Here is a 19,449-nt window from a genome sequence, read left to right as displayed (position 1 = left end):
AAACTGAACACAAGAACTATTGTACAATTAATTATCGATTTTGTCAACACTTTGTTGACCTTTTTGTCACTTCTGTGACTCCAAATTGCTTTGGTCAAGCCCTCGACCTATTAGTACTAGTCAGCTGAATACGTTACCGCACTTACACCTCTAGCCTATCAACCTTGTTATCTGCAAGGGGTCTTACTTCCGAAGAATGGGAAATCTTATCTTGAGGGCGGCTTCACGCTTAGATGCCTTCAGCGTTTATCCGTTCCGTATATAGCTACCCGGCTGTGCAGTTGGTCTGCAACCGGTACACCAGAGATACGTCCATCCCGGTCCTCTCGTACTAAGGACAGCTCCTCTCAAATTTCCAGCGCCCACAACGGATAGGGACCGAACTGTCTCACGACGTTCTGAACCCAGCTCGCGTACCGCTTTAATGGGCGAACAGCCCAACCCTTGGGACCTACTTCAGCCCCAGGATGCGATGAGCCGACATCGAGGTGCCAAACCTCCCCGTCGATGTGAACTCTTGGGGGAGATAAGCCTGTTATCCCCAGGGTAGCTTTTATCCGTTGAGCGATGGCATTCCCACTTATTACCACCGGATCACTAAGTCCTACTTTCGTACCTGCTCCAGCCGTCGCTGTCGCAGTCAAGCCACCTTTTGCCTTTACACTCTTTGAATGGTTTCCAATCATTCTGAGGTGACCTTCGAGCGCCTCCGTTACCTTTTGGGAGGCGACCGCCCCAGTCAAACTGCCCGCCTGACATTGTCTTCTGCCCCGATTCAGGGGCACGAGTTAGAAACCCAATGTTATAAGAGAGGTATCCCACCGGCGACTCCACGAATACTAGCGTACTCGCTTCTTAGTCTCCCTCCTATCCTGTACATATAACATCGAATCCCAGTATCAGGCTGCAGTAAAGCTCCATGGGGTCTTTCCGTCCTGTTGCGGGTAACCAGTATCTTCACTGGTTCTTCAATTTCACCGGGCGTGTTGTCGAGACAGTGCGCAAATCATTACACCTTTCGTGCGGGTCAGAACTTACCTGACAAGGAATTTCGCTACCTTAGGACCGTTATAGTTACGGCCGCCGTTTACTGGGGCTTGAATTCAAAGCTTCGCCTTGCGACTAACCTCTCCTTTTAACCTTCCAGCACCGGGCAGGTGTCAGCCCATATACTTCACCTTACGGTTTCGCATAGACCTATGTTTTTGCTAAACAGTTGCTTGCGCCTCTTTTCTGCGGCCACTTGCGTGGCTCCCCTTCTCCCTAAGTTACGGGGTTATTTTGCCGAGTTCCTTAACAACACTTCTCCCGTCGGCCTGTGGATTTTCTCCTTATCTACCTGTGTCGGTTTACGGTACGGGTACGTATTACGCAATAGTGGCTTTTCTTGGCAGTGTGGATTCGGAAACTTCCTTACTTTTTTTCAGTTCCCATAACACTTCATCCTTTAAGAGGGTGGATTTTCCTGCCCCTCAAGACTTTGTGCTTAGCCGTGTTTTTCCATTCCACGGTTTTCCTATCCTCCTGCGTCCCCACAGTTCTGATAATACGTAGTACAGGAATATCAACCTGTTGTCCATCGACTACGACTTTCGTCCTCGCCTTAGGCCCCGACTAACCCTGGGAAGATTAGCTTTACCCAGGAAACCTTAGATATTCGGCCTATATGTTTCTCACATATATCTCGCTACTCATTCCGGCATTCTCTCTCCTGTTTCGTCCACCCTTGCTTTCGCTCAAGCTTCGTCCTTGCAGGATGCTCCTCTACCACTTCCTACTTAGTAGGAAATCCGTAGCTTCGGTGACGTGTTTTAGCCCCGTTACATTTTCGGCGCAGGTTTTCTCGACTAGTGAGCTATTACGCACTCTTTAAATGTATGGCTGCTTCTAAGCCAACATCCTAGTTGTCTGTGAAATCCCACATCCTTTTCCACTTAACACGTACTTTGGGACCTTAGCTGTCGGTCTGGGCTCTTTCCCTTTTGACCATGCGACTTATCTCACATAGTCTGACTCCCGAGGGTATCTCTACGGCATTCTTAGTTTGATATGAGTTGGTAACCTTTTTGGGCCCCGCGTCAGTTCAGTGCTTTACCTCCGTTAGACTCCTCTCGAGGCTAGCCCTAAAGCTATTTCGAGGAGAACCAGCTATCTCCGAGTTCGATTGGAATTTCTCCGCTACCCACACCTCATCACCACCTTTTTCAACAGATGTGTGTTCGGTCCTCCAATACCTTTTACGGTATCTTCAACCTGGACATGGGTAGGTCACCCGGTTTCGGGTCTAATAACACTAACTATACGCCCTATTAAGACTTGGTTTCCCTTCGGCTCCGTACCTTATAAGTACTTAACCTCGCTAGTATTATTAACTCGCCGGACCGTTCTACAAAAAGTACGCCATCAGACACTAAGTCCTCTGACTGTTTGTAAGCACAAGGTTTCAGGTTCTCTTTCACTCCCCTCCCGGGGTTCTTTTCACCTTTCCTTCACAGTACTACTTCACTATCGGTCACTAGGGAGTATTTAGGCTTGGGGGTGGTCCCCCCGGCTTCCCACAGGGTTTCTCGTGTCCCGTGGTACTCTGGATACTGCTAGCTGACTCAAGTTTTCGTCTACAGGACTTTCACCCTCTTTGGTGTGCTTTCCCAAAACACTTCGACTAACCTTTGTCAATACCATACGCAGTCCGCAACCCCAAAAGACTAGGTCTCTTGGTTTGGCCTGTTTCCATTTCGCTCGCCGCTACTTTGGAAATCGAGTTTTCTTTCTCCTCCTACTGCTACTTAGATGTTTCAGTTCACAGCGTTCCCTTCCGTATGCTATGTATTTACATACGGATAACTGAGGTTTGCTCAGTTAGGTTTCCCCATTCAGAAATCTCCGGATCAAAGGTTATTTGCACCTCCCCGAAGCTTATCGCAGCTTATCACGTCTTTCGTCGGCTCCTAGTGCCAAGGCATTCTCCTTGTGCTCTTTCTTGCTTGACCATTTGTAGTTTCCTTCAATAATTAGTTTAAAGAAGAAAACGGTCTATCACACTTGCGTGTAACAGCTTTGTTCATTTGGAATGTTTTGTAGTAGCGATACTACAATTTTTTTGATATTTTTCTTCTTCATAATAGACGACTCTACTATGAGAAGGTTGTTTCTTTTTTCTCGATAATTATGAAAAAGATAAATCTTTCTCAATAATTGACTCTTTTTCTTGTATTCAGTTTTCAAGGTGCATACCAATCATTCACGTTGTAAATGTTGGTGAATGGAGATTACAAGGTTCGAACTTGCGACCCCCTGCGTGCAAGGCAGGTGCTCTCCCAGCTGAGCTAAACCCCCATAAAGTTTTATTCAATTTGTTGATTTTACGCTGATTTGTTATAAAATTATAACAGTGGGCTCAAGTGGACTCGAACCACCGACCTCACGCTTATCAGGCGTGCGCTCTAACCAGCTGAGCTATGAGCCCATAATAGGACTTCGGCGACCATCTACTTTCCCAGGCAGCTGCCCACCAAGTATCATCGACCGCTCAGGTCTTAATCGTCGTGTTCGGAATGGGAACGGATGTGTCCCCTGAGCGCATCATCACCGAAGATGTTATTATTTTTGCTTTTTTTCTTGAAGGTAATCCTTCAAAACCAAACAGTATATATGAATATTCAACCAATACTCCATAGAAAGGAGGTGATCCAGCCGCACCTTCCGATACGGCTACCTTGTTACGACTTCACCCCAGTCGCTGATATCACCTTCGGCAGCTCCTCCCTTACGGTTAGGTCACTGACTTCGGGTGCTTCCAACTCCCATGGTGTGACGGGCGGTGTGTACAAGGCCCGGGAACGTATTCACCGCAGCATTCTGATCTGCGATTACTAGCGATTCCAGCTTCATGTAGTCGAGTTGCAGACTACAATCCGAACTGAGATTGGGTTTCTGTGATTTGCTTGACGTCGCCGTTTTGCGTCACTTTGTTTCCAACCATTGTAGCACGTGTGTAGCCCAAGACATAAGGGGCATGATGATTTGACGTCATCCCCACCTTCCTCCGTGTTATCCACGGCAGTCTCCCTAGAGTGCCCAACTCAATGATGGCTACTAAGGATAGGGGTTGCGCTCGTTGCGGGACTTAACCCAACATCTCACGACACGAGCTGACGACAACCATGCACCACCTGTCACCGATGTCTCGAAAGAAAAGTGTATCTCTACACCGGTCATCGGGATGTCAAGTCTTGGTAAGGTTCTTCGCGTTGCTTCGAATTAAACCACATGCTCCACCGCTTGTGCGGGCCCCCGTCAATTCCTTTGAGTTTCAATCTTGCGATCGTACTCCCCAGGTGGAGTGCTTATTGCGTTAGCTGCGGCACCGAGGATTCCTCCCCGACACCTAGCACTCATCGTTTACGGCGTGGACTACCAGGGTATCTAATCCTGTTCGCTCCCCACGCTTTCGAGCCTCAGCGTCAGTTTCAGTCCAGTAAGTCGCCTTCGCCACTGGTGTTCTTCCTAATATCTACGCATTTCACCGCTACACTAGGAATTCCACTTACCTCTCCTGTACTCTAGTTTGATAGTTCCAAATGCAATCCTCGAAGTTAAGCTTCGGGCTTTCACATCTGGCTTACCATACCGCCTACGCTCCCTTTACACCCAGTAATTCCGGATAACGCTTGCACCATACGTATTACCGCGGCTGCTGGCACGTATTTAGCCGGTGCTTCTTATTCAGGTACCGTCATTTGTTTCGTCCCTGTTGATAGAAGTTTACGATCCGAAAACCTTCATCCTTCACGCGGCGTTGCTGCATCAGGCTTTCGCCCATTGTGCAATATTCCCCACTGCTGCCTCCCGTAGGAGTTTGGGCCGTGTCTCAGTCCCAATGTGGCCGATCACCCTCTCAGGTCGGCTACTGATCGAAGCCTTGGTGGGCTGTTATCTCACCAACTAGCTAATCAGATGCGGGTCCATCCTATACCGAAGCAAGCTCCTTTTTTCACAAAATCATGCGATTTCGTGATGACATACGGTATTAGACGTCGTTTCCAACGCTTATTCCGAAGTATAGGGCAGGTTACCCACACGTTACTCACCCGTCCGCCGCTAAGTTATTTCTGAGCAAGCTCTTCCATAACTCCGCTCGACTTGCATGTGTTAAGCACGCCGCCAGCGTTCATCCTGAGCCAGGATCAAACTCTTAAATTAAAGTTTAATCTGACCAGCATAAATTTCTTTATCTGGCTAGTGATGGTTTTTTCGAAACCAACAAAATCTTTTAGTTTTATTTGATATCATATAGATATCGAATTGACTATGGGTTGTGTTTATTCTTTACATACTGTTCAGTTTTCAAGGATCAATCTTCATTTTGTTTGTTACATTTGCTTGCCACTGTTTCAGCAGCTAGATTATTGTATCAAACTTTGTTTTGTTTGTCAAGCACTTTTTTTACTTTTTTTAGAAAGTTTTTTGTGCTTGTCTCGCAGCAACTTTCGTTGTCAGCGAATATTAGTTTATCACTTTTACCATAACTTGTCAAGAACTTTTTTATTTATTTTCAAATTCTTTTAAGCTTCTTCAAACTCACGTTCAAGCTATGTCGAGTTGCTCTTTGCGACTTCCGTGCCTCGCATCTCTTAGCGACTTGTTTAATTATACACGCTTTCTGGGAATTGTCAACACTTTTTTTCAAATTTCTACTATTTTTTTCACAGGTCATTTTATCCATATATTCCCAATCCCCGCAAAGCCTTTGAAATCAAGGGTTTTCAACCATATAAGCCGCTACAACCACCATGCATCCCCTATATATTGAGAATTATGCTTCATTTCACCCAAAATCACTCATTTGTCTTGAAAAGCCTTGAATTGCAGCAAAACCCACGTTTTTAGATAGTTTGGACAAAGTTCAATATCGTCGAAATAGATAAAAGGGTTGTTTTTGCAAGGTTATTGGATGCAGTAAGTTATGCGGTTACAGGATTTTGCAGGATGCCTGGGACGCCATTGCCCGCAAAATATGATTCAATTAAGGGATTTGGAGATTCGGGATAGGGAACCTATCCCCTACAATGTGAAGTGCTTTTCTGGTTTCAGCATCAATTTAAGTAAACCTATCCCCTACGATGCGTGGTGATTTGTAATTAAAGTGAATATATCATACAAACCTGTGATATCAATATTTTTCAATAAAAAAAGCGATCATATGACCGCTTAATTTACTGTTTCTTCCTATTTAATTGCATTTTATGTTTTGTAGCTTTTGCACATAAGAATTAAGCTTCTGTTTTTGACACCACCAAAGTACACGCAGCATCGCCTGTAATGTTGACCACAGTACGTCCCATATCGAAGATACGATCGATACCAGCCACAAGCGCAATGCCTTCAATGGGCAAATTCACGCTTTGCAACACCATTGCCAACATAATCATACCAGCACCTGGTACACCTGCTGTACCAATGGATGCCAAAGTTGCTGTCAAAATGATGGTGAGCTGTTGCGCCAAAGTCAAATCCAAACCATAACAACTTGCAATGAAGATGGCACACACACCTTGGTAAATCGCAGTCCCATCCATATTGATGGTTGCACCAAGTGGCAACACAAAGCTGGCAACATCCTTCTTTGCACCCATTTTTTCAACACATTCCAAATTGAGTGGCAATGTGCCCACAGAAGAAGCACTGGAAAACGCCATAATCATTGCAGGCGCCATTGTTTTGAAGAATCGCAATGGACTAATCTTTGCAAACACCTTTGCAGATATGGAATACACCACAATCATATGCAACAGATAGCCCACATAAGCAACCAACAATACTGCTGCCAAATTCCCCAAGATGCCTGCACCATTTTCAGCAACAACAGGTGTAATCAAACAAAAAACACCCACAGGACTGAATTTGATGATGGTATCCATAATCATCATAGAAACTGCATTGGCACTTTCTGCAAATTCCGCAAATGCTTTGCCCTTTTCGCCAACAGAAATGACGCCAAAACCAAAGAACAACGCAATGACAATGACTTGCAACATATTTGTATTTGCCATAGGTGAAATGATATTGCTTGGGAAGATATTCACCAACGTATCGATGAAACTAGGCGCTTCCGTTGCAGTATATTCCAATCCAGTTGTGGAAATGGTTTCAAAAATCCCTTTGCTTGCATTGCCCAAAGCCAAACCAATGACCACTGCCACAGCTGTAGTACACATGTAAAAACCAACTGTTTTGGCGCCAATTTTACCCACTTTGCGAATGTCTTTCATGGAAATGACACCCACCATAATGGAGAACAACACAATGGGTACCACAATGAATTTAATCAAATTCAAGAACAATGTCCCAAAAGGTTTGATGTATGTGGTGGCAATTTCTGGCGATCCCATCAAACAAATCCCTGTGACAATACCCAATACCAACCCCATAAATATCCATGCCGCTAAGGGCAACTTTTTCTTTTCCTTCATATTTTCATCCTTTCCTACTCTATACCAATTTGTCCATATTGAGAAAACATTTAAGGCAACACCTCATAATTCTAATCGCAAGATTTAAGAGAATATTTTTTTGTCATAATTACTAAAAAACGCAGGTGATATCGGATATATCATCGAGGCTTTTTGGTTGTTATGACAGGAAAATAAGCCTTAAAGATTGTGATTACGGGTTATGCGGTGTTGCCTTTGCACAAGTGTTTTCGTCAAGAACCTTTATTTTACAGTATTTATTGGCATTTTGCAATAGGAGAATGTTTCTTTTTTTGTCCATGGTTTATGGTATAGCGGGCGATTCGCGAATCGCCCCTACGTTTCAAATTCATCGTGGAATGTAGGGAGCCCCTTGCGGGTGTCCGTTGGTTTATGGTACAACGATCGATCGTGAATCGCCCCTACGTTTCAAATTCATCAAGGAATGTAGGGATGCCCCTTGCGGATGTCCATAATTTCCCCATCAAAAAAAGGACTCATTTCGAGTCCCTTTGCACTTATTCCAATTCTTTTTTATAAATCTGTTTGGTTTCATCATCAAAGCACACCACACGCACTTCTTCCAAAGTATTGTTGGTTGCCAAAAATTTCCGCATTTCTGCCACAGCAATCTGTGCTGCCAAATCCACAGGGAAGCGATATACACCTGTGCTAATGGAAGGAAATGCTATGGTTTTCACATTATGTGCAACTGCAATCTCCAGACAATTGCGATAACAATTTGCAAGCAATTCTTTTTCTTGCCATTTACCACCACGCCAAATGGGACCTGGTGTATGAATCACATACTTGGCTTTCAACTGGTACCCGCCTGTGATTTTGGCTTCACCTGTTTTGCAACTACCTAATGTGATACATTCCTCCAACAATTCGCCACCAGCAGCTCGATGAATGGCTCCATCCACACCACCTCCACCCAAAAGTGAAGTATTTGCAGCATTGACAATGGCATCCATTTCCACTTTTGCAATATTGCCTTTGGTCACTGTAATCCGTTTCATATGAGCACCCCTTTCCTGACTTTATTTTAGTCCTTTTGACTGAAAAAGTAAAGGGATTTTGTCGAAACTTGTGATTTCAGCAACAATATTTCTCCTTTTAAGATAAGTGTTACTATGCCAGAAACAACGGGCAACCACAGGTCACCCCTACATCTTGCTGAGTGCACACCACAGGTGCCACCCTATATGGTAGCCCGTGGCAGGTGGTTTCCACGGACACACTTATCTTGAAAAGGGACATAATATTTTATAATTTCACTTGCTTAGGATACTGCAATTACTTCGTAGCCACCGCTTCCGGATTTTGAGATACTCCATCTTGTTCCATTGCAAATTCCAAATGTTCCCCCAATGCAATGGTATATTTTGTGGGTTCGCCTACAGTGCCTAGTTTTTGACCTTTGGATACAGTTTCACCGACAGAAACAGAAATGTCTGCTGCCAACTGACTGTATGTAGTCAACCAGCCATCTGCATGGGCAACCACAAGACTTGTGCCACGTTGTTCATCTTTTTGAATTTCTTTGACCACACCTGTTTCAGATGCATAGACCTCTGTGCCAACTGCTGCTGACAAGCTGATGCTATCATTGGTTCGATATTGTGCCAATGTTGGATCAAAAATCGCTGTTTCCACACTATAGGTCATAACCACATCCCCATCCACAGGAAACACAAATGCCAATGGATCTGATGCCAATGCTGTTGTGGTGGTTGCATCCACTTCTTCCACACCCTCCACAGCTTCTGTGTCCAAAGACTCTGTTTGTGTACTGGTCACCGCTTGACTGGTTTGTGGAATTGCCACATCTTCTTTCTCAATGATGATACGTTGTTGCTCTGTGGTTTCTGGAATATCTTCCACCTTTGCTTCTTGGAACATAACGCCAGCACCCACTGCCATGACACAAAAACATGTGCCAATGGTCATCATAACTGGTAAATTTGCTTTTTTCATTTACATACACCTCCAATGCTATTGTTGCCATTGGTTTTCTGGTTTATGCAAATAATTACAAAAGATTTTTTTCTATTGGTATGGTTTCTTCCATTTCCATTGTATAAATCACTTCTTCATTGTAGACCATTTCTTCTTTTGTATCAAAGCCACCCATACATAAGGTCAACCATGCAGGCAATATCACCACCGCAAAGGAAACATACAACAACCAAATCAACACAATTCTTTTCATATCATCACCTCAAAGGGTTACTGATTTATGATATGTAAAAACCGTCAATTTATGACCATATCCCAACACAAAAGGTCTTTCATAGAACCAATGTCTCATCAGCCATAATGAAACATCTCTATTTATTTTAATATTTTTCTGATACAATGCCTAAATGATTCCTCCCAAGAATATACTGCTATACTTCCTTGACACAACACCACTACAACGATACAATAGAAACATTATGAACCCAATATTATGCCAACACAAATATATGAAAGGGGGTCAAAGAATGGACACCAAACAATTGGAACATATTATGGAACAAATGGGTCTTATGATGGATTATGCTGTTTATGATTTGCAGTTTTCTTCTGATGCATTCTTTGGTCTATTCCTTTCTTCTGGTGTTGCAAAGGAATTGGAGCTTGAGATTGGAAACTCCAATACAATTCTATCTGGTATTCAACTTGCAAGGGATGTGATTTTCAAATCCTTTGGACGTTTGGAAGAAACACCACCTACTTTCTTCTTGGACAAAAGCCCTGAATATTGGGCTGCTTGGGTTTTAACCTATTGCCAACAAAAGAGCACTTTATCCTTTGCAGAATTGGTTGCTTCCATTTCCTTTGAGGAAGTTGTCCAGTTGTATCCAGCACTCCATCAGGTGGATATCCAAAGTGTTGCATTGTTATTACATGATAAATACCAAAGCCATACTGCTACAAAATAGCGTACATATAAAAATTACAATGATACTGAACGGGATATGATGTAGGGGCAGATTCCATATCTGCCTGCAAATAAGAAGTGCCATCCATTGGGTCGATGAGGGCATCGACCCCTACTCTATATTAGTAAACCCCTTTATCTTGCATTGAAATACAAAAAAGCAGCCTCCAAAGAAGCTGCTTCCTTCACACACTTACAATTTACGATACCCTACAATTTCCAATTCTGTTTCACTGAAATTCAAGGTGCATTGATCCAACATAGAACCTACAATATACAACTCGGAATCTTGGTTGATTTCTGAAGAACCTGAAATGGACCAATAACATTCTTCCACTTCTTCATTTCTACCACAGTTCAAACATTTGGCAATTTCTTGGAAGTATCTGGCACTTTTCCCTTCATAATTCCCTTTGATGCGAATGGTACATTGCTCTTCTTCCATATCAAAGTTCACAGCAATATTGGTGGCGCCCAATTTCATGAACAGCTTCATCAACTCTTCTAAAATAATTAGCATTTTTTTCTTATTATGTTTCATACAATTCTCCTCAATTATCTTTCATAAAGCTTTCAATGGTAGGGATCAATAGCATTACAACCAAACCTGCTGCAAAACCATTGTTATACAAATTCAAACCACCATGGAATGTGGTTACGCTCAAAACGATCAACGAATGCATGGCACCTGCCACAATACCCCATCCAAATCCATATTGACCTGTGATAGGTGCAAGTCCTGTACAAAACAGTGCTGCCAATTGTACAGATGGATCTTTCAAAGACCAATGTGCCAACATAGACATGAAAAAGACACCAAACATAGGTGCACACATATTTTTAAGATGCTTACCCATTGCTCCAAATCCAGCAACTGTAAACAATGCGCCAATGGTTGGACCATTTACATCTCCATTCAAAACAATCAAATAGGAAAGCGCAAATGTGGAAACCACACCCATATTGATGAGGGTCAATGGAAAACCATCCATCACTGTGAAATCTGCAACAGCACGCCCTGAATGTCTAAATATGATGGGATAGTTTTGGAAGCTTTTGTCATTGAGCAGATACCCAAATAAAATGAAGGACAAAAACAGTGCATATAGGAACACACACAAAATTGGACTTCTACCAGTTGTCCAAATCATACGAATTTCTGTACCAAAACCAAAGGATTTGAAGGCAGCAGTGAAGAAAATACCAATCAAACCAGTGGCAAAACCGATGTTATACAAATTGAACCCCTGAAGCACACGCAAACACTCCACAGACAAAGCAGGCAACAAGAATCCACAAACACCACCAATGATGGTGCCTACAATAATGGATTGCAAAGTGATCCCTCTACCTGAAAAATGGATGATGACTTCTGACACAATGGGTGCAATGGAAGTCCCAAAAAGTGCTGCATAGATATACTTTCTAAAGCTATCTTTGTTCACAAGTGCATAGACATACACACCCAAAAATACAGGTATGATATTCAAAAAATTCTTACCAAACAAAGAGAATCCTGCCATCAAGAAAAAGGAGGCAATGGAAGTCCCGTTGTATTGGATTTTGGCAATGTGAAACAAAAACAACGTGAAAAACGATACAATGGCTGCATTCAAAAACGCAGATGACATACTGGAAATACCCATATAATCTGTAATCAAGGTGGAAGATGAAAGCAAAATAGGACCAAGACCTTTGACTGTGGCAATGGGGTTTGCAGTCACCAAACTAAATATCAACAAACAAAATGATACATAGTATAAAAACGACTTGATGGGTGCTTCTTTGATTTTTTCTAACATGTTTCCTCCTGAACTCTAATCATTATTACCATTACAATCTTACCAATTCTTCAATTATACGTGGATATTTGAAGAGCTGTCAATACAAATACCCTATGAAAATACCCCCAACCACAAAACAAAGCCAATTTGCAGCAGTTTTATGACCAGGGGTTGTTTTTTATACTCCCAATTAAACTGAATGAGACCTATTATACATGAACACATCTCAATTATGTAGGGAATGCATTGTATGCATTCCACTTTCGGTACGCATACAATGCGCCCCCTACAAGATATAAAAGCCCTTTTATCTTTAATTGGGATATTATATAAACATATCACAGTTACAATGCCTTAGGACAATTTTGCCAATTCCACAGAAATTCTGGATGCCACACGTGCATTGTTGTATGCCAATTCCAAGTTGGATGCAAAGGAAACGCCTTCTGTCATATCTTTGATGTGTTTCAACAAGAATGGTGTTGTGTCTTTGCCACGAATACCTTGTTCTTTTGCCATTTCCAAAGCACGCAAAATAACCACTTCCATTTCATTGTAATCCAAAGCAAATTCTTCTGGAATAGGGTTTGCGATGAGAGCACCACCTCCCAGACCAAGATCCCATTTGGTTTTCAAAATTTTTGCAATGATAGCAGGGTCTTTTGCATTGAAGTCTACTTTGAAGCCACTTTCTCTACAGTAGAATGCTGGGAAATCATCTGTATCCACACCAATAACTGGTACACCCAATGTTTCCAAATATTCCAAAGTCAAACCGATATCCAACAAGGATTTTGCACCAGCACCTACAACTGCCACTGGAGTTTGACCCAATTCTGGCAAATCTGCACTGATATCCATTGTGGTTTCTGCACCACGATGCACACCACCAATACCGCCTGTTGCAAAGATTTTGATACCAGCCATTGCTGCCAACATCATTGTAGTTGCTACAGTGGTTGCACCCGCTTTGCCTGTTGCTACATAAGTTGCAACGTCTCTTCTGCTGACTTTGCCAACGTCTTCTGCTTTACACATAAGCTCCAATTCGTCTTTGGTCAAACCAACCTTGAGTTGACCACCAATGATTGCTGTAGTTGCTGGAATTGCACCTTCACCACGTACAATTTCTTCTACTTTGTATGCAAATTCCAAGTTTTGTGGATATGGCATACCATGGCTCAAAATGGTACTTTCCAATGCTACGATTGGAGTGTTGTTTGCCAATGCTTCTTTGATTTCATCTGTAATTACCAAATATTTTTCTAAGTTCATAGTTTTTTCTCCTTTAAAATCGTTTCAATCAATTCTACGCCAATATATGGATTGATGGTTCTATAGTCAGACACTGCTGCATATCCTGCTGCCAAAGCAAAGTATAGGGTTTCTTTCACATCAAAACCTTGCATTGTGGAATAGACAACACCTGCCATAAAGGCATCGCCACCACCAGAAGCATTTGCCATTTCTTCCAACGGTTGCAATTTCCTCCTCATGGTAACACCTGTATGATCCATGTAGAACACACCATCTTTACCCAAGCTGACAAAGACACGTTTCACACCTTTTTCAATGAGGATTTTTGCCGCTTTGTGCAAGTCTTCTTCTGTATGGATTTCCATTTCTGCCAAAATTTCTGTTTCCAAAAGATTTGGTTTCAACGTATGGACTTTGCCTACATAGGGCAACAATCTCTTTGCATATGCACCAGAAACAGGGTCTATGAACACAGGGACAGTATCCCCATACATATTCAAAACACCCTCCAAAACTTCTGCTGGCAAACCACTGTCACAAGTGATGATTTTTGCTTGTTTCAGCAAACCAGACTTGGTTTTGAGGAATTCCATATTCATTTTTTGTAACACAGACATATCACTCATGGCAACATACATATCGCCACCTTCATCCAAAATGGAAATATAGGTAGATGACATATGGTTGTCCACCACCAAACTTTGGCTCATATCGATGCCTGCTGCACTACATTCTGCTTTGATTTTTTCTGCATATACATCATCACCAATGGCTGTCACCAATTTGACATTACCACCCATACGTGCAAAGTTTTCACATACATTTCTGGTTACGCCACCAGCGGAAATATGCATATTCCCAGGGTTGGAATCATGTAACACAATGGACTGTTTGCTTCTACCATGGACATCCACATTGGCAGCACCCACACCCACAACATACTCTTCTTCTTTGACCAAATATCCTCTACCAAGGACATATCCCTTTTTTTGTAAGTTTGCAATGTGCACCGCAACAGAACTACGTGTGATGTTCAGTCTTTGGGCAATTTCGCTTTGTTCAATTAAGGGCGATTCTTGAATGATTTTGAATATTTCTTGCTCTCTTTGTGTCAATGGATCACCTCATATCTTTATAAATGTTTATGATTTAAACTCGTATTTAGTGTATCCATTTTCTTTATATTTGTCAACCTTTATCAACACTTCTTTATATTTTTGTGAGAAATGCCTGTTTTATGGGGTATTTTTCGACAAAATGGATATCTACACCAAGAATTTTCTGTCCAAGATAAGGATTCTTCACTGCATTCTGAATGACAAAACATGGATGTTGTAGGGGCGAACAGTGCTCATCCATCATTCCACATACAAAAAAGACACCAGAATTTTCATCTGATGTCTCTATTTCACTTGTCCCAATCAAACTGAATGAGACCTAACGTATCTTGATTATATCGGGAATGCATTGTATGCATTCCACTTTCGATACGCATACAATGCGTACCCTACAAGATATAAAAGCCCTTTTATCTTTAAATGGGATTTTTATTTCTATTTATCTTTCTTCACGGAAATAATTCACACCCAAAGCAGCTGGACCACCTTCACCATCTTTTTGACGGATGGAAGAAGCAATCAACACAATTGCTGTGATTAAGAAAGGCAATGCTTGGTACAATTGCGCTGGAATACCAGACAACCAACCCAAGCTTTCTGGGAAGGAATTGGCAAGTGAACCGCTATACACTTGCAAGGTATTGAAGAAACCAAATACCAAACTGCCCAAAATTGCCATAACAGGGTTCCAATTTGCAAAGATAACCAAAGCAATGGAAATCCAACCATAACCATTGATCCAACATGTGGAACCTTCAAAGGAACCACCCATAACCAATGCCATATAGTAGCCACCAAGACCCATGATACCAGAGCCAATGATGATATGAATGTATTTGTACAAATTGATGTTGATACCAACAGAGTCAGCAGCAGAAGGATTTTCACCAACAGCACGCAATTTCAAACCTGTTTTGGTATATTTCATGTACCACCAAATGCCAACAGCAATCAAAACACCCAAGTATACCAACACACTATGTGAGAAGAATGCTTTTCCAACCATAGGCAAAGAAGACAATACTGGAATTGGAACTGCTGCATAAGCTGCCACCACATCAGGTGCACTTTGCAGTGCTGGCCAATTGCTACCAAAACCTTTACCCACGAAGAAATACAACCCCAAACCAAAGGTTGTGATGGTAAGACCTGTTACATTTTGATTCGCTTGCAAGGAAACAGTCAAGAATGCAAACAACAATCCACAAAGTCCACCAGCAATGAATGCACCCACAAGACCAATCCATAAATTGTTTGTAGAAACACCTGCTAAGTATCCAAAAATTGCACCTACAGCCATAGTACCTTCTACCCCAAGGTTCAAGCTACCTGCTTTTTCTGTGAGAATTTCACCTACAGTACCATACAGAAGGACAGTATTATATACCACGATGCTAAAAAGAAATAGAGTAAATACACCATATTCTTGCATTATTTTGCCACCTCCTGTTTGCTATTGCGAACCAATTTGAAACGTGTAAAGAAATCTGCTGTCAAAACAGAGAACAAAATCATACCTTGGAGCAAGTCTGCAAAGTTTGCATCCACAGTTGCATAGGAAGAACTTGCCACACTACAACCATGTTGCAATACTGTAATCAACAAACTGGTGACAATGATTCCAATTGTGTTCAGTTTTGCAAGCCAAGCAACAATGATACCAGTCCAACCAACGTCATTTGTCATGGATGTGGAAAGTGTTCCAGCAGAAGATGCATAGAAGGCACCAGCCAAACCAATCAAAGCAGCAGACAAGAAGATGGTTCTAATGACGATTTTGGAAACCTTCATACCTGCGTATTTTGCACTGTTTGGGCTATCCCCAACAACAGAAATTTCATACCCTTGTTTGGTGTATTTCAAGTACCACCAGACGCCAACGCACAAAAGCACTACAATCACCAAGGAAAGATTCAAAGAGAAACTACCAAATGGTGTTGGCAATGTAATCATTTTTGCATTGTCTGGGAAGGTTGCAAACAATGGTCTATTGGAGTCTTTTGCAAGGAAGAAGTTCCAGTCACCACTGGTTTCTCCAAAGAATTTCAATAGATACAATGCCAAGTAGTTCATCATCAAAGTGAGCAAAGTTTCATTTGTACCATGTTTCACCTTCAAAATGGCAACCACAGCACCATACAAACCACCCAAAACAGCACCAACCAATGCCATCAACAACAATACCACAGCAGTTGGCATGGTTTCACCCAACAAATAGGCAACAGAACCAGCGCCCAAAGCACCAATGATGAATTGACCTTCACCACCAATGTTCCAAAAACGCATTTTGAATGCCAAGGACAACGCCACAGATGTCAAAAGCAAAGGTGTGAACAATTTGATGAATGCTTCCACTTGTTTGTACGCAAATTTATTGCCTACAACACCCAAACTAAACATATCTTTGTAATAATCAAAAGGATTTACATTTTGCACAGAAAGCAACACGCCACCCAAAGCAATGGCAACTACAATCGCAATCAGATAGCTCATGGCAATTTGTTGCCACTTAACCCCTTCACGTTTTACCATATGGAAAGAACTTTGTTTTTTCATTTGATCACCTTCCCATCATCTTCAATGTGTTGTGCAAACAAGGTATCCTTTGCAATACCTGCTGGTTTATCTTCATAACGATTTGTCAGGTTCAAAGCACCTGTCATCATCAAACCAAGTTGTTCTTTTGTGACTTTATGTGCATGAACAATACCCATCAATTCCCCATGACAAAGCACCATAATCTTATCGCAAAGTGCCATCATAACATCCAAATCTTCACCAACGAACAAAACGCCAACACCTGCTTGTTTTTGTTTGTTGATGATATCGTAAATTGCATAGGAGGAATTGATATCCAAACCACGCACAGGATATGCAGTCACCAAAACGTTTGGAGCTGCTTTGATTTCACGACCCAAAAGGATTTTCTGCACATTACCACCAGACAAACGACGCACTGGTGTTTCAGAAGAAGGTGTGATGACATTGAGGTTTTCAATGACCTCCACTGCATCTCTACGTCCAATTTTACGATCCACCAAAATCCCTTTGGTATCTCCATAGTTTTTCAAAATCATATTGTCGGTAATGGACAACGAAGGAGCAAGCCCCATACCCAAACGATCTTCTGGAATGAAACTCATGGAAATCCCTTTTGCAATAATTTCTTTTGGAGTCAAACCAACGATATTATCCCCTTTGTGGATCATCTGACCATCAATAATGGGTCTAAGTCCAGCAATGGCTTCACACAATTCCTTTTGACCACAACCAGCGATGCCAGCAACACCCAAGATTTCACCACCACGAATGTAGAAGTTGACTTTATCGATTGCAATTGCTCCTTCGTCATTTTGAATTTGCAAATTACGAATTTCCAAAAGTGGCAATGATTTTTCCACTTCTGGTCTATCGATATTCAAATCAATTTTGCGTCCAACCATCAATTCCGTCAATTCTTGTTCTGATGTTTCTGCTGTTTCCACTGTGGTGATGTACTCACCTTTTCTCAGGATTGCAACACGATCTGAAATTTCCAAAACCTCATTGAGCTTATGTGTGATGATGATGACTGCATGTCCATCTGCTTTCATTTGACGCAATACATCGAACAATTTTTTGGTTTCTTGTACCGTCAAAACAGCTGTTGGTTCATCCAAAATGATGATTTTTGCTCCATAGTACAAGACTTTGATGATTTCCAAAGTTTGTTTCTCACTGACTGCCATATTATGGACTTTTTTGGTGGGATCGATGTCAAAGCCAAATTTTTGACACATTTCGCCAATTTCAGCAAAACGATTCTTTTGCAAAAGTTGACCACCATCTTCTTTGCCCAACCAAATATTATCCGCAGCAGTAAACACATCCACCAATTTGAAATGTTGATGTACCATACCAACACCCAATTTTTTAGAATCTTCTGGTGAATGAATGGATACAGGTTTGCCACCCATTAAAATCTCACCACAGTCTGGTTGATAAATACCAGACAACATATTCATAAGGGTGGTTTTACCAGAACCATTTTCACCCAAAAGTGCAAGAATTTCTCCTTCTTTCACATTCAAGTTGACATCTTTGTTTGCAACCACACTGCCAAAAGTCTTTGTAATTCCACGCATCTCAATGGCATAATTCGTCACTTGCTTTCCTCCTTTTTTCATTGCTACATTTTGCAATCAATTTGTATTACAAACAACCCCAAAGGTTGTCATTACAATGCTGCTTTGTAATATTGATCCAACTCCCATTTCATTGGATTTGTGTCGATATATTGCCAAATTTCATCGTAGGATGTTTGGTTTCTGATGATGTGTTCATGGAAGGATTTTTGCCAAATGGAACTTCCGACCTTTCGTGACACACCTGACTTGTATAACCCAATAATAGCCGATAACGTAGGGAATGGTCTTGACCATTCCGCCATATCCTCATTTTTATTTATCATAATAATTGCGTGTATATGATTCGGCATAATCACATATTTTTCCACTTGAACATATGGAAAATGTTTGGATATATCTTCCATGTCTTTTTGAGCTATTTCTCCAATTGGAGTTAATGGTAAATTTGCGGAATGGTCGAGACCATTCCCTACATCTCCCCATAATATACATTGCTTTTGATGGGTGCAAATGGTTACAAAATACGCTCCATTGCTGCTATAATCGTATTCTTTCAATCGAATTGATTTGCGTTTTGGCAATTCCATAAAATCACCTCATTCATACATATCTTCTATTTTACACAATGGCACATGGTATCCATCTTCCCATAATATTTTTTGCTTCTTTTGGGTACATATGGTTAGAAAATATGCTCCATTACTGCTATAATCATATTCTTTCAACCTTGGCAACTTACGTTTTGGCAATTCCAACAAATCA

14 protein-coding genes, 2 tRNA genes and 3 rRNA genes are annotated in these 19,449 nt (G+C 41.6%); 1 reads left to right on the top strand and 18 read right to left on the bottom strand.

The features are described 5' to 3' along the window. Positions 1-90: 90 nt before the first annotated feature. The 9 genes from MJY40_RS01495 to MJY40_RS01455 form a co-directional block, all read right to left on the bottom strand. Positions 91-2,990 (bottom strand): 23S ribosomal RNA (locus tag MJY40_RS01495). A 273-nt stretch (positions 2,991-3,263) separates the two neighbouring features. Continuing rightward, positions 3,264-3,336: transfer RNA gene (locus MJY40_RS01490), tRNA-Ala, on the bottom strand. Positions 3,337-3,392: 56 nt separating this feature from the next. Then, positions 3,393-3,466: transfer RNA gene (locus MJY40_RS01485), tRNA-Ile, on the bottom strand. 9 nt (positions 3,467-3,475) lie between these two features. Then, positions 3,476-3,593, bottom strand: a 5S ribosomal RNA gene (gene rrf / locus MJY40_RS01480). 84 nt (positions 3,594-3,677) lie between these two features. Next, positions 3,678-5,202: ribosomal RNA gene (locus tag MJY40_RS01475) — 16S ribosomal RNA — on the bottom strand. The 16S, 23S and 5S rRNA genes sit together here with 2 tRNA genes alongside, the layout of an rRNA operon. 1,070 nt (positions 5,203-6,272) lie before the next feature. Beyond that, a complete protein-coding gene (locus tag MJY40_RS01470; protein WP_317855318.1) occupies positions 6,273-7,472 on the bottom strand; it encodes a dicarboxylate/amino acid:cation symporter in 1,200 nt (399 codons plus the stop codon). A 518-nt stretch (positions 7,473-7,990) separates the two neighbouring features. Beyond that, the gene (locus MJY40_RS01465) at positions 7,991-8,494 is read right to left on the bottom strand and encodes an O-acetyl-ADP-ribose deacetylase (RefSeq protein WP_317855317.1); all 504 of its coding nucleotides are present in this window, start codon (positions 8,492-8,494) and stop codon (positions 7,991-7,993) included. 277 nt (positions 8,495-8,771) lie between these two features. Further along, on the bottom strand, positions 8,772-9,452 hold the full coding sequence (locus tag MJY40_RS01460) for a M23 family metallopeptidase (protein WP_317855316.1): 681 nt from the start codon (positions 9,450-9,452) through the stop codon (positions 8,772-8,774). Between the two features lie 55 nt (positions 9,453-9,507). Next, the gene (locus tag MJY40_RS01455) at positions 9,508-9,687 is read right to left on the bottom strand and encodes a hypothetical protein (protein WP_317855315.1); all 180 of its coding nucleotides are present in this window, start codon (positions 9,685-9,687) and stop codon (positions 9,508-9,510) included. Between the two features lie 274 nt (positions 9,688-9,961). On the opposite strand from MJY40_RS01455, the gene MJY40_RS01450 reads away from it, so the two are divergent. Beyond that, on the top strand, positions 9,962-10,402 hold the full coding sequence (locus MJY40_RS01450) for a hypothetical protein (RefSeq protein ID WP_317855314.1): 441 nt from the start codon (positions 9,962-9,964) through the stop codon (positions 10,400-10,402). Between the two features lie 192 nt (positions 10,403-10,594). On the opposite strand, the gene MJY40_RS01445 is transcribed toward MJY40_RS01450, so the two are convergent. The 9 genes from MJY40_RS01445 to MJY40_RS01405 all read right to left on the bottom strand — a co-directional run bounded on the left by MJY40_RS01445 (position 10,595) and on the right by MJY40_RS01405 (position 19,442). Then, positions 10,595-10,942 (bottom strand): hypothetical protein, encoded by a 348-nt coding sequence (locus tag MJY40_RS01445; protein ID WP_317855313.1) that lies wholly within the window; start codon positions 10,940-10,942, stop codon positions 10,595-10,597. Positions 10,943-10,952: 10 nt separating this feature from the next. Next, positions 10,953-12,203, bottom strand: coding sequence for a DUF1576 domain-containing protein (locus MJY40_RS01440; protein WP_317855312.1), 1,251 nt, complete (start codon positions 12,201-12,203; stop codon positions 10,953-10,955). Between the two features lie 336 nt (positions 12,204-12,539). Further along, the gene (locus MJY40_RS01435) at positions 12,540-13,460 is read right to left on the bottom strand and encodes a pseudouridine-5'-phosphate glycosidase (RefSeq protein ID WP_317855311.1); all 921 of its coding nucleotides are present in this window, start codon (positions 13,458-13,460) and stop codon (positions 12,540-12,542) included. Continuing rightward, positions 13,457-14,557, bottom strand: coding sequence for a PfkB family carbohydrate kinase (locus MJY40_RS01430; RefSeq protein WP_317855310.1), 1,101 nt, complete (start codon positions 14,555-14,557; stop codon positions 13,457-13,459). The genes MJY40_RS01435 and MJY40_RS01430 overlap by 4 nt, the downstream gene beginning before the upstream one ends. A gap of 442 nt (positions 14,558-14,999) precedes the next feature. Beyond that, the gene (locus tag MJY40_RS01425) at positions 15,000-15,992 is read right to left on the bottom strand and encodes an ABC transporter permease (RefSeq protein ID WP_317855309.1); all 993 of its coding nucleotides are present in this window, start codon (positions 15,990-15,992) and stop codon (positions 15,000-15,002) included. Beyond that, on the bottom strand, positions 15,992-17,116 hold the full coding sequence (locus tag MJY40_RS01420; RefSeq protein ID WP_317855308.1) for an ABC transporter permease: 1,125 nt from the start codon (positions 17,114-17,116) through the stop codon (positions 15,992-15,994). Before MJY40_RS01420 ends, MJY40_RS01425 begins: the two co-directional genes overlap by 1 nt. After that, positions 17,113-18,726, bottom strand: coding sequence for an ABC transporter ATP-binding protein (locus tag MJY40_RS01415; protein ID WP_334305916.1), 1,614 nt, complete (start codon positions 18,724-18,726; stop codon positions 17,113-17,115). The genes MJY40_RS01420 and MJY40_RS01415 overlap by 4 nt, the downstream gene beginning before the upstream one ends. A gap of 50 nt (positions 18,727-18,776) precedes the next feature. Beyond that, positions 18,777-19,274, bottom strand: a complete 498-nt coding sequence (locus tag MJY40_RS01410) for a transposase (protein WP_317855307.1) — start codon at positions 19,272-19,274, stop codon at positions 18,777-18,779. 9 nt (positions 19,275-19,283) lie between these two features. After that, entirely contained in the window at positions 19,284-19,442 is a 159-nt protein-coding gene (locus MJY40_RS01405; RefSeq protein ID WP_317855306.1) for a hypothetical protein, read from the bottom strand. Between the last annotated feature and the right edge of the window lie 7 nt (positions 19,443-19,449).

The organism is Chakrabartyella piscis (assembly GCA_030067835.1).
Lineage (GTDB): Bacteria > Bacillota > Clostridia > Lachnospirales > Anaerotignaceae > Chakrabartyella > Chakrabartyella piscis.
This window is presented reverse-complemented; position numbering and strand designations above follow the sequence as displayed.